A 12688-nucleotide genomic window follows, 5' to 3' on the forward strand; every position below is an offset into this window, starting at 1 on the left:
GCGGCTGCGAATCGACGACCAGCACCTTGAGCGTTTCCTTGCGCACCGCGAGATGAAAGGCCCGCGCGTTATTGCCCGGAAAAACTTCCTCCGCCTCGACCGGGACGCGCACGGTGAAGTCGCCCTCGCCTTCGCTCTGCGGCGTGAAGACGAGCATGTCCTGCACTTGTCCCATCGGCGGCAGGACGACGTTCTTCGTGCCGGTGGCGCCGCCGGGGCCCTCCACGGTGACGGTCGTCTTCACCTCGCGCGGCAGATGGTTCTGCACGGTGAACATCACGCTGATGCGCTCGTTGATCAGCCCGTAACTCGGCGCGAGCACCGACTGCAATTCGACATCCGGCAGGTACGTCTCGCTGCCCACGCCGACGGCGAAGACCGGCACCTCCCGCTGCGCCAGACCCGTCGCGGCGGTGATCGGGGATTTGCCGAGGTTCCAGTCGCCATCGCTGAGTAGCAACACCGCGCGGAGGTCGCCGTGCTGCTTGAGCACGCGCTCCAGCGGCGAATCGAGATCCGTGCCGATCTCCGTTTCCGTGTCGGCCTTCGCGTCCGCGGGCGGTTGGGCGAAAGGCTCGACGGTGACTTGGTACTGCTTTTCCAGCGGCGCCCAGAATTTGGACTCGACCTGCTGTTTCACCCACGAGGCGCGGGCCGCGGTTTGTTTTTCGCCGGTCAGCACGTCGCGCGTTTCCATGCTCCCCGAGCCGTCCCACAGCACGACCACGCGCGGCTGCTCGGTGTGCTTGTTGAGTTGCACGCGCTCCGGGCGGAGGAGTGTGAAGGCGATCGCCAGCGCGATGAGCAAGCGCAGCACGTGCAGGCAGGTCATCCAGCCGCCGCGCCCTTCGCGCCGCATGCTGCGGACGAAAAACCAAGCCGACGCCAGCACGAACATCGCCGCCACGCCCATCACCCACGGCGTCGTATTGAACTGCCAGCCTTCGTTCACGCCGGGACCTCCGCGGGTGCCGGTTTCGACGGAGGACGCGCTGCCACGGACTTCGTGCCCGGCTTGATGGGCAGCATCGCCTTGCTGGTGGCCAGCGCCATTTCCGCGCACATGAAGAGCATGGTGAGCACGATCATCACCGGCCAGATTTCGCTCTGCAGGCGGTCGGCCTTGAGTTCGAGCGCGCCGGCCATAATCGTCAGCTTCACGCCGTGGAATAATTCCGGCAGGCGCGCGCGCTCGACAATCTCCGGGGCGTCTTCGCTTTCCGGGCGATTGAGCGCGATCAGGTGCGCGCCGTTGCGATACACGCCCGCGTGCCAGCGCCAGTCGCGGCGGCGGTCGGTCTCCACTGCGGTCCACGTTTCCTGCGGATCGGAAGGCTGCCATTCGCCGGCGAGGGCCATGGTCGGCGGCGCGAGGTGTTTGCCCCCGAGGATGAGCAACCGCTGCATCATCGGTAGCAGCACGAAGCCATCGCCGAAATTACCCCAGTCGGCCTCCGGCATGGTCGCGCAGGCGAAGACCATTCCCGCGCCGACTTTGTGCGAAAGGAGAAACGGGCGGCCATCGGCAAAGGCGGCGGCTGTGTGATCGCCTTCGCTGCCGCCGGGGACCTGACGCCGCGCGATCTCGAGTTTGGCGAGGCCCAGCGGGGTGCCGTTGTCGGTGCGGGCGAGAGGACCATCGAGATCATCCCACGCGGTCACGCGGAAAGGCGCGGGCTTCGGCGCGGATTCCGCCGCCGTCCATGTGAACCCGAGCGGTCCGCTGGTCTCTTCGCCTCCGGGCGGCAGGCAGAGCAGCACGCCTCCGCCTTCGACCCAGCCTTGCAGCGATTTCGCGACCACCTCGCTGGGAGCCGGTGCGGCCCACACGATCAGCGCGGTATCTTTCCAGGAAATCGTCTCGGCGCGCGCCGCGGGAACGATATCGGCGGACCGGTCGGTGCGCGATTTGTCCGGCGCCGCCGCCAGCCGCAGACGCTGGGCCGAAGCGCCTTCCGCGACGATGACCGCGCGCAAGGGCACCGGTGGCGCGTAGGCAAAATACGCGGTGTTGTCGCCGGGATTTTCATCCGCGGGCAATTCGAGTTCACCCCAGCCGGGTTCGGTTTTTGGAAGATCGAATTTGAGATTCTGCCGTTGGGTCGCGGCCTTGAGCGGCACGTCGACCTGGCTCTTCGCGCCGTCGCGCGTGAAGAGCAGGGGCAGCGTGCCTTTGCCGGGCGCGTCGGTCTTCAGTTCCAGCGCGAGGCTGAGCTGCGCCTTGCCGGTCTTCTCGTCGCGCACGCGCATCTCGGCGCTCTTCAAGCTCAGCGAGACGTTGTCCCCCGGCGCGGACGACAGATCGAGGATGCGGACGCGCACGCCTTGCGTAAGGCCGTTGAAGCGCGCCGCGATGTCCTGCCACTCAGCGCTCTCGGGCCGCCAGTTGCTGGCCTGCAAATCACTTGCCACCCACACCTCCGCGCTGCCCGGTTTGTTCTTCGCGAGATAGTCGAGTGCCGCGCGGAACATTGCGGGAAGGTCCGCCCCCGTGTCCGTCGATTCGCACATCTGCATGGTCGTCAGCGTCGAGGCGTCGGCAATTTCCAATGGTTGCCGCAGGACGTTTTCGATGAGCACGAAATGACTGCCCGCGCTCTGCTTTGCCGCTTGCGAAAGCAGCGCCAGCGCATGTCCCCGCTTGCTCTCCTGCCCTTCACCCCCGCGCCCTTCCATGCTCGCCGAGCGATCGAGGAGCAGCACGATCGCCTCCGGCGCCCCTCCCGCCGCCGAGCCCAGCCAGCCGCCAATCAGCGGCCGCGCCATTGCCCAAATCAGGAACAGCAGGACGAGGCAGCGCAGGGCGAGCAGGATGTACTGGCGGATCTTGGCGCGCCGGGTCGCGGCGCGGTTCGCCTTGAGCAGGAAGATCATCGCCGCCCAATGGACCGTCTTGTAGCGCAACCGGTTGAGGAGATGGATGATGATCGGCAGCAAAACCGCCGGCAGCACCCACAACATCCATGGCTGCAAGTAGGCCATTAGGAAGAAAGGCGGAAGGATGAAGGATGAAGGATGAAGTCTTTCGCTTTCATCGCCGCCCTCCCTTCGTGCGCTTGATTCGTTGCAGGAGGAATTGCGTGAGCACCCCTTCGTAGCCCTGGTCGAGATAGGTGAGCCGGTAGTCCACGTCGAACTCCCGGCAGCCGTGCGCCATCGTGGAGAGATAGTCTTGCAGCGCCTCGTGATAGGCCTCGCGCACCACGGCGGGGTCGGTGATCAAGTCCGCGCCGCTTTCCATGTCCACGAAGCGCACGGGCCGCGTGAAATCGAAGTCGAATTCCTGCCGGTCGAGCAGGTGGAAGACGGCCACGTCGTGCTTGTAAAAGCGCAGGTGCTTGAAGCACTCGAGCAGTTCCGGCACCTCGGTGAACAGGTCGCTGATGATGATCACGAGGCTGCGCTGACGGATGCGCTCGGCGAAGTCATGCAGCGTGGTAACGAGGTTCGTTTCGCCCTGCGGCTTGGCGTCCGCGAGGGTGTCGAGCAACTGCCGCAAATGCGTGGGGGTGCGGCGTGGCGGCAGTTCGTGCAGCGTCTTGTCGGTAAAACACATGAGCCCCGTGGCATCGCCCTGGTGCACGAGCAAATGCGCGAGTGTGCCCGCGATGCGCCGGGCAAACTCGAAACGAGTGACCGCGCCGCTGGTAAACTTCATCGACGCGCTGGTATCGAGCACGACATAGCAGCGCAGGTTCGTATCCGCCTCGAATTCGCGGATGAAATACTTGTCCGTCCGCGCAAAGACCCGCCAGTCGAGGAACTTCAGGTCATCGCCCGGCGCATACTTGCGATACTCCGCAAATTCGACCGAAGAGCCGCGGGTGGCGCTGCGATGAATGCCGGTGACCGACCCGAGCATCGGGAGTCGCACCGAGACGGTGAGCCGCGACAGCCGCGCAATCACGGCCATGTCGAGGAAGTCCCAGTGGTGTTCGGTCCTGGCCATGGTAGCAGGGTAATCAGTAATCAGTGCTCAGTAGTAGGCGGCCGGTAGACGCGCACTGAATACTGACAACTGATCACTTGCCTCCTCATTCCGCCGTCTCCGCGATGATCCGCTTGATGATCTCGATGCTATTGATGCCCTCGCTTTCCGCGTGGAAATTCACGAGGATGCGGTGGGCCAGCACGGGCTCGGCCACCGCGTGCACATCTTCGAGGCGGGCGAGGTAGCTGCCGTTCAGGACGGCGCGTGCCTTGGCGCCGAGGACGAGGTACTGCACGGCGCGAGGACCAGGTCCCCACATGACCCATTTTTTGATCCATTCCGGAGCTTCTTCGCCCACCGGACGGCATTTGCGCACGAGCTTCACCACGTGCTCGTAAATGTGATCCGGCACCGGCACGCGACGGACAATATCCTGGAATTTCAGGATGTCTTCCGCGTGCAGGATCTTGTCCAGCACCGGCGCCGCGCCGCCGGTGGTGGTCTTCGCGATTTGCAATTCCTCCGCCGCGCTCGGATAGCCGACATTGATGAGAAACATGAAGCGGTCCAGTTGCGCCTCGGGCAGGGGATAGGTGCCCTCCTGCTCGATCGGGTTTTGCGTGGCGAGGACGAAGAACGGCGGGTCGAGCCGGAAGCTGTGTTTGCCCGCATTGATCTTCTGCTCCTGCATCGCCTGCAAGAGCGCGGCCTGCGTCTTGGGAGGCGTACGGTTGATCTCGTCGGCCAGCACGATGTTGGCGAAGAGCGGCCCTTTCACGAACTCGAAGGCGCGCCGGCCCGCCTTCTCCGTCTCCTGCAAGATTTCCGTGCCGGTGATGTCGCTCGGCATCAGGTCGGGCGTGAATTGGATGCGGCTGAAGGACATCGACATCAAATCCGCCAGCGAGTGCACGAGCAGCGTCTTGGCCAGGCCCGGCACGCCCATGAGCAGGGCATGCCCGCGGGCAAAGATGCAGGTGAGCAATTGCTCGATGACCTTGTCCTGGCCGATGATCACCTTCGCCAGCTCGGCGCGGATACGGCCGTTGAGTTCGCGAAGTTCGTCGATGGCCTGGACGTCGGCATCCTGGGAGACCGCACCGGGGGTTTCTTTTTGCATAAAGGAAGGGCCTGGTTCACCTCCGGCGTCCGCTCCACGCGTGTTCTGTGGCGGAGAGGGCGACGGATTGCGCCGTAAGAGAGCCGAACGCGGTGGAATGTTCGATAAAATTTCACAGCCGTCGCAAAGTGGATAGGGAAAAGAGCGGTGGTTAACTGGATTGACGGCGCGCCGAATGCCGAAGATTTTGCAGGTCTATGGAACTTGAATGGCTCAAATCCTACTCCGAGGAAGCGCTCGGCCCGATCCAGCGTGATGAGGCGATGCTGCTCTATGGGATCGTCCGGGCAGTCCGTCCGCAAGCGGTGCTCGAATTTGGGTCGTGCCTGGGATACAGCACGCGCGTCTGGCTCGAAGCAGGTGTCCCCAGGGTATTCGCGGTCGACGCCATGATCATGCCGCCGGTGGAAGACATGGAAAAGGAATTCGCGCCGCGCCTCAAATCCATCCAGATGGACATGCGGAAGTACGAGACGGAAATGACGGGCGCCGTGGATTTTGTATTTTTCGACGCGGGACATGACTGCGAGGTCAACAAGCTGGTCTTTGAAAAACTGATACCGCGGCCGGCCATGATTGCGGTGCATGATACCGGTACCTGGGCGAAGCCATTTGTGCGGTCGGTTCATCAGAAGTATGGCGGCGTCGAAACGCCCGAAGGCATCGTCCACCAACCGGGCGAGGTGCAATTCGCCGACTGGCTTGAAAAATCCCAAGGGCTGCGCCGTATGGATTTTCATTCCAAGCATACCTTGCGGCACGGCCTTTCGATCTTCCAATGATCGATCAGGGAGACCGCCATTTCACGGCGACGACCGTCCGGAGGGAGGAAAGATGAGAAGCAGCGAGATGTGGATCGTCGCCTGTCACAACAAGGAGGACCTCACTTGGCTCGCGCGGCAAACGGACTTCGACTACGTAGTGTATTCGAAGAAACCCCTCTCCCTGGCCGAATCGGCCCTGGATCAAAGCCGCATCCGAAGTGTGGAGAATCGCGGAAGAGAAGCGCTGGCGTATTTCCGGTTCATAATCGATTTCTACTCCGATCTGCCGGCCAGAGTCGCCTTCTGCCATGGCCATGAGACGGCCTGGCACCAGGACGTGAAAATCATGGAGGCAATTCAAAGGTATGATGGGAGTGAATACTTCAGTCTCAACAATCCTTACCTTCGACATTCCTTGTTCGAGGACTGTGCCCACGGGATGCCGGTGTGGCTCCAACTGAAGAAGTATTGTCCGATATTCGGGGTCAACCTGCCAGACAAGTTGGAGCACACGTGGTCTGCGCAATTCATCACCACCAGAGAGTGCATCCTCTCCCACGACGTGAAATTTTACCAGCGGTGCTACCAGTGGCTGGATGAGCAAAAAGACATGGCCGATTTTCGTGCAGCCATCCTTTTTGAGCAGCTCTGGTACTTTATTCTCACGGGGAAAATGGTTGAGCCCCGCCGATTGGCCAAGACCATCATGACCGAGAATGGCTATCAGGAGTGAGCCGGAATCGGAGGCCTCAGCACCGTCATTGTTGGGTCGGTTCGTAGCGTGTCACGCCACCCTGGTTGCTGCCCAAAGGCCGTTGCCTAATGATCGGCGCAAATTGGAGTAAAAAAGGCTTGTCTGCCAGGAGGGCTCGCCTCAGAAAAGAACCCTATCTGAAAGTTGGTAGGCGAGAAATCCGTATAAACCCGTATTTAACCACCGTGGTAAGACGGATTACTCGACGCCTTTAACCTAAAGTCGCTCCCCAATATGAGTTCACACGCAGGCTCCGACATTTTTCGCGGGATATTATTTGGTCTGCTGGGCGTGAGCGTCGCGGCCTACGGCGCGGATCCCGGCGCGGCGAAATCCAAGACCGCCCAAAAATCGAAAGGCAATCCGAGCGTTCTGGTCGCAGCAGCGACGGACGCCTCCGCAGCCGCCCCAGATCAGAAGCCCGCTACTCCGGTTCCCACCATACCGACGGCGACGCCCGCCACCGATCCGCTTAGTCCGCCCCTCATCACACCGGCCGATCCGGCGAACCCCACATTGCCGGACGGTACGACTGTGCCACCTTCGACCACCACGCCCTTGATCCCGCCGATCAATGGCAATGCGAGGACTGCGCCACCGAAGTTCAAGGACAAGACGTTACCGCCCGTGCCTTCGAAAGCGGATGCCTCCGAAAAAGCCTCCGAAGTGGAAGGAACGATCAGCACGCATCGCATCGGGCTGCTCGATGCGGTAAGAATCACGCTGCTAAAGAACCCCGCGATCAAGCTCACCGCGGAAGACGTGGCCCAGGCTAGGGCCAGCTTGCGCTCCGCGACGGGGCAATTCGATACCACCCTCACCGGGAATGTCCGCTGGGCGTATCAGCAAAACGAATTGCCGCCGGATCAGGCCAAGGCGCAGCAAGACGCCTTCCATCAGAATCAGGTCAAACGAGGTGTGTTGGAAAAGGGCATCGTTCAGTCGGAGGCCGAGATCGCGTCGCTGAAAGCCGGCATCAAGCCCTTGCCCGACACCTCGAGCATCACCGACCCGAAGGCGAAGGCGACCGCGGACCTGCAGAACCAGATTGACCAGCAGATTCAGGACTTGGCGGATCAAATCCTGGATGCGGTGGCCACGCCGGAGCAATTGGCGCAAATCCAAAAGATCAGGAAACAGAGCACCGACCTCGGGGCGCAGGTGCAATCGCAAATTCTTACCGGGTTGAAATCCCAGCTCAAGCAATTGAACAAACAGATCGAGCAGTTCCCGCCGATCACCGTCCGCAAGACGGAGACGACGAGCTACGAACTCGACCTGGTCAAGGAGTTCCGCAACGGCATCTCCTTCGGCCCGTTCGTCCAATATGCCCGCTCGAATGACAATTTCACCCGCCGGACGGGCATCGGCGACCTGAGTACGTCCGAGGTTGGCTTGCAGGTCATTGTGCCTCTCGGCAAGGGTTCGGGGGCTGCCGCCTCGGCCCAGGAACGTTCTGCGGCGGTGAATCTGGAAGCCAGCCGGCTCAACCTCCATCACACGATGTCGCAAGCCGTCCTGCAAACGATCCAGGCCTACTGGGGAGTCGTGGCGGCGCAGGAGCGTCTGCGGCTCTTGTTCCGGTCGGAATTGATCGCCGGTGCGTTGGTGGATCTGAGTCGCGAATTGATCAAAGCCGACGAACTGGCGCCGTCAGAGCTCTCGCAAATCCAGGCGCAATATGCGATCCGTACTTCGCAGCGCGTTTCCGCGGAACAGGATCTCGTGAGCGCCACGCAAAATCTCGCCGTCTTCATGGGGCTCGACTTGCGGGAGATGCTCACCGCGCCGCTGGCGGCCGAGTCCTTCCCGGAATCGTTGCCCGCATCCATGCTCAGGAATGCTCCGCGCCAGGCGCTGGCCTCCGTGGCCATGGAAAATCGCGCGGATCGGTTGGCGGCGATGAAGATGCAACTCTCGGGCAAAATTCTCGTCGACGCCGCGCGTATCAACCTGCGCCCGCAAATGGGCCTCCAGGTGCGCACGAGCTATGCAGGCGTGGGGCAGGATTCGCAGTATGAACAGTACTGGCGTGCTTTCGATCGCGAGGTCGGCCCGAGCGTCTCCGCGGCTTTGAGCTTTGCCTGGCCGCTGGAAAACAACTTCGCCCGCGGGCAGTACGAGCAATCCACCTCGTTCTACAACACGAGCCTCATCCAGACGGATCAATTGAGCCGGAGTATCATCGCCAGCGTCGTGGTGGACCTGAGCGCCGTCCAATTGGGACGCGACCAGATCGACAAGGCTTTGGAATCCTCCAATGACTTTGAAAAAGCGCTCGAGACCGAGCGCGAGAAACTGAAGCTGGGCAATTCGACGCTCATTAACACCATCGAAACCGAACAGAACCTCACCAACGCGCTCCTCCAGGTGATCTCCGCCCGCCAGCAGTACGCCACGGCCATCGCGCAGCTCCGTTTTGATACGGGCACGCTGGTGCCGCACACCGTCCAGAGCGTGTTCAGCCGGGAGGATTTTGTCACACTCCCACCCGTGAGAGCGTACGCGGTCTCCAGCGCGCAGTCGGCTCCCACCCTGGCGCCTGTGACGAAACCGGTCGGCAAACCGGCTAAGAAAAAATAACTCCTTCCCTCGCGGAAGTTCCCAATCATGGCTGATCCCAAGTCGCTTTTCACCAAAGCCGCCCTGGAGCGGTTGTCCTCGCCCGAGCAACTCGACATGCTCATGCGAGTCACGTCACCCATCGGCTGGTTGGCTCTCGATACCGTCGGCGTCTGCCTGTTCATTGGGCTGCTCTGGGGGATTTTCGGCACCATTCCCAACAAGGTCGATGGCAAGGGCATTCTCATTCGTGGCGGTTCGGTGCTGGAAGTGGAAGCCGGTGCGACCGGGCGGGTCACGAAGGTCTTTGTCGAGATCGGCGATGTCGTCACCCAGGGCCAGGCGGTGGCGTCCATCGGTCAATCCGGCCTTTCGATGAAAATCGACAACGCCAAGGCGCTTCTGAGTTCGCTCGTCGACCAGAACGAAAAGTCCACCAAGGCCGAACTCGAGAACAGCCGGTCCGCCCTCGACGCCCTCTCCAAGGAACGGGTCAGCACGGACCAGTCGATCAAGGACTACCAGTCCCAGCTCGCGCCCCTGCAGGAAAAGGTCAAAAATCAGGAGGAGCTCCAGGCCAAGGGACTTCTCACGCAGTCTGCCGTGATGGGGGCGCGCCAACAGCTCTTTGCCATGCAGGAGAAAATCTCCGGCAGCCGCGTCCGGCTCACGCAGATGACCACCGAGGAGGGAACGATTCGCAAGCAGCTCCAGGAGCAAAAGAGCATGAGGGAGACGCGCATCGATGAGGCCCGTCGGTCGATTAACGAATTGCAGGGCCAGATGGAAGGCACCTCCAAAGTGGTGAGCCCATACACCGGCCGCGTGGTCGAGGTCGGGGTGAGCCCCGGCAAGCTCGTGACCCCCGATGTCAAAATCCTGACCATGGAAACGCTCGACACGACACCGCTGGAAGGCGTGATCTATATCCCCGCCGGCGACGGCAAAAAGGTGCAGCCCGGCATGCAAGTGCGCGTCTCGCCATCCACCGTGCGCGCCGAGGAGTTCGGGTTCATGGTGGGCACCGTCAAATCCATTTCCGGATATCCCTCATCTCCGGAAAGCATGCTCGGCGTGCTGGGCAATGGCCGGCTGGTGCAGGATTTGTCCGGCAGTAGTTCGCCGCTGAAAGTCATTGCCACGCTCCAGCTCGACCCAGCAACCAAAAGTGGCTACAAGTGGTCGTCTCCGAACGGGCCGCCGGTCGGCGTGTTTGGTGGAACGCTGTGTTCGGCATCGATCGTCGTGAGCGAACGCAAACCCATCGGCTTCGTGATCCCCTTGGTCAGAGAAACTCTCGGTATTCACTGATTTCGCCCGGAACCCCGGACCCCGTCATCATTTCGCATGGCTGCAAAAGCAACGACTCCAGCGCCACCGGCTGCGACCGGTAAATTCATCGCCGATCGCGTCAAGACGCCCACCGTGTTGCAAATGGAGGCGGTGGAATGCGGTGCGGCCGCCCTCAGCATCATCCTCGGTTACTACCACAAATTCCTGCCGTTGGAGTCGCTGCGCGTGGACTGCGGCGTCTCGCGCGATGGCAGTAAGGCGAACAACGTGCTCAAGGCGGCACGCAAGCACGGGCTCGAGGCGAAAGGTTTCAAGCACGAGCTCGAGGCGCTGCGCACGATGAAGATGCCGGTGATCATTTTCTGGAACTTCAATCACTTCCTCGTGCTCGAAGGTTGGAAGGGCGGCAAAGTCTATCTCAACAATCCTGCGGGCGGTCCGCAGATCGTTACGGATGGAGATCTGGCCGCGGGCTACACCGGCGTGGTGCTGTGCTGCGAGCCGGGTCCGGACTTCAAGCCGAGCGGTGAGCCGCCGAGTCTCATCCCCGGCCTCATGCGGCGGCTGAAGGGATTCAAGTCGGCCCTGCTTTATATCGTCCTCTGCGGGTTGTTCCTCGTCATCCCCGGGCTCGTGATCCCGGCCTTCAGCCGCATTTTCGTCGACGAATATCTCGTGGCCGGAAAGGCCGATTGGGTGAAGCCGCTGCTCCTGGGCATGTCGATCACCGCCGTGATCTCGATGGTGGTGACCTTTTTGCAGAAATACTTTCTGCTCCGCTTTGAGACCAAGCTCGCGCTCACCACCTCCGCGAAGTTTTTCACCCACGTCTTGCGGCTGCCGAGTGAGTTTTTCTCCCAGCGCTTCGGCGGTGAAATCGGCTCCCGCGTGCTGATCAACGACAAGGTCGCACAGGTGCTCTCGGGGCAACTGACGACGACCGTGCTCGACATGACGATGCTCGGTTTCTTCGCGATCCTGATGATGCAGTACGATGTCGTGCTGACGCTGACGTGTATCTTCCTGGGAGCAGTGAATCTGCTGGTTAACAAGTGGGTCGCGCGTAAGCGCGTCGATGGCAGCCGGCGTCTTTTGCAGGAAAGCGGCAAGCTCATGGGCACCGCGATGGGCGGCTTGCAAATGATTGAGACACTCAAGGCCACCGGCGGAGAAGGGGACTTCTTTGCCCGTTGGGCCGGTTACCAGGCCAAGGCGCTCGCCGCGAAGCAGGAACTCGGCATCTACAGCCAGTGCATTGGTGCGCTGCCGCCGCTGCTCACTTCGATCACGACCACGGCGATTCTCGGCCTGGGCGGTCTGCGTGTGATGAACGGGCACCTCACCATGGGCATGCTCGTGGCCTTCCAGGGCCTGGTCGGCAACTTCATGAAGCCGATCACGACCTTCGTCACCTTCGGCAGCACCTTGCAGGAACTCGAGGGAGACATGAACCGGCTCGACGACGTGCTGCGTTATCCGCAGGACGACCAGTACACGCGCACCGTGCCGGCCGATTCGCCGCTGAACAAGCTCATCAAGCTGACCGGCCATGTGGAATTCCGCAACGTCACCTTCGGCTACAGCCCGTTGGAAAAACCGCTCATCGAGGATTTCAGCATCGTCATCAAGCCGGGCTCGCGCGTGGCGCTGGTCGGCGGCAGCGGCAGCGGCAAATCGACCTGTGCGAAGCTCGTCTCGGGCCTCTACAAGCCGTGGAGCGGACAGATCCTTTTCGATGGCGTGCCGCGCGATGAAATCCCGCACAACCTGCTTTGCAATTCTATCGGCATGGTCGACCAGGACATCTTCCTTTTCCAAGGCACGGTGCGCGACAACCTGGCGATGTGGGATACGACGATCCCAGAAATCAACATCACCCGCGCGGCCAAGGATGCGGCCATCGCGGAAGTGATCGCGGCCCGGCCCGGTGGTTTCGCCAGCGACGTGGAGGAAGCTGGCACCAATTTTAGCGGCGGTCAGCGCCAGCGTCTCGAAATAGCCCGCGCGCTGGTCGGTGACCCGACCTTCCTCATCCTCGATGAAGCCACCAGTGCGCTCGACCCGACGACCGAACGCGCGATTGACGACGCCATGCGCCGCCGCGGTTGCTCGTGCCTGATCGTGGCGCACCGCCTGAGCACCATTCGCGATGCCGATGAGATCATCGTTCTCGAGCGCGGCAAAGTCGTGCAACGCGGAACGCACGACGAGATGAAGGCCATTCCAGACGGCGCCTACGCGCATCTGATCAAGGAATAGACACC

The 12688-nt window shown here is 61.7% G+C and carries 8 protein-coding genes and 1 pseudogene; 5 read left to right on the forward strand and 4 right to left on the reverse strand.

Going from position 1 to position 12688, the window contains the following annotated elements; genetic code table 11:
* The 4 genes and pseudogenes from ABJF10_RS02945 to ABJF10_RS02960 form a co-directional block, all read right to left on the reverse strand.
* A pseudogene (locus ABJF10_RS02945) lies at positions 1-952 on the reverse strand (hypothetical protein); the annotation flags it as partial.
* A complete protein-coding gene (locus ABJF10_RS02950) occupies positions 949-2982 on the reverse strand; it encodes a BatA domain-containing protein (RefSeq protein WP_348543024.1) in 2034 nt (677 codons plus the stop codon). The pseudogene ABJF10_RS02945 and the gene ABJF10_RS02950, both read right to left, overlap by 4 nt.
* Positions 2983-3031: 49 nt before the next feature.
* Positions 3032-3949, reverse strand: a complete 918-nt coding sequence (locus ABJF10_RS02955; RefSeq protein WP_348543025.1) for a DUF58 domain-containing protein — start codon at positions 3947-3949, stop codon at positions 3032-3034.
* Between the two features lie 85 nt (positions 3950-4034).
* Positions 4035-5051 (reverse strand): AAA family ATPase, encoded by a 1017-nt coding sequence (locus ABJF10_RS02960; protein ID WP_348543026.1) that lies wholly within the window; start codon positions 5049-5051, stop codon positions 4035-4037.
* Between the two features lie 197 nt (positions 5052-5248).
* On the opposite strand from ABJF10_RS02960, the gene ABJF10_RS02965 reads away from it, so the two are divergent.
* The 5 genes from ABJF10_RS02965 to ABJF10_RS02985 all read left to right on the forward strand — a co-directional run bounded on the left by ABJF10_RS02965 (position 5249) and on the right by ABJF10_RS02985 (position 12683).
* Positions 5249-5833: a hypothetical protein gene (locus tag ABJF10_RS02965; RefSeq protein WP_348543027.1), complete on the forward strand. Its 585-nt coding sequence runs from the start codon at positions 5249-5251 to the stop codon at positions 5831-5833.
* Between the two features lie 67 nt (positions 5834-5900).
* Positions 5901-6548, forward strand: coding sequence for a DUF3431 domain-containing protein (locus tag ABJF10_RS02970; RefSeq protein WP_348543028.1), 648 nt, complete (start codon positions 5901-5903; stop codon positions 6546-6548).
* A gap of 255 nt (positions 6549-6803) precedes the next feature.
* A complete protein-coding gene (locus ABJF10_RS02975; RefSeq protein WP_348543029.1) occupies positions 6804-9152 on the forward strand; it encodes a TolC family protein in 2349 nt (782 codons plus the stop codon).
* Between the two features lie 27 nt (positions 9153-9179).
* Positions 9180-10442, forward strand: coding sequence for an NHLP bacteriocin system secretion protein (locus ABJF10_RS02980; RefSeq protein ID WP_348543030.1), 1263 nt, complete (start codon positions 9180-9182; stop codon positions 10440-10442).
* A gap of 36 nt (positions 10443-10478) precedes the next feature.
* Positions 10479-12683, forward strand: coding sequence for an NHLP family bacteriocin export ABC transporter peptidase/permease/ATPase subunit (locus tag ABJF10_RS02985; RefSeq protein ID WP_348543031.1), 2205 nt, complete (start codon positions 10479-10481; stop codon positions 12681-12683).
* Positions 12684-12688: the final 5 nt, after the last annotated feature.

It is taken from the genome of Chthoniobacter sp. (assembly GCF_040003245.1).
Classification (GTDB): Bacteria; Verrucomicrobiota; Verrucomicrobiia; order Chthoniobacterales; family Chthoniobacteraceae; genus Chthoniobacter.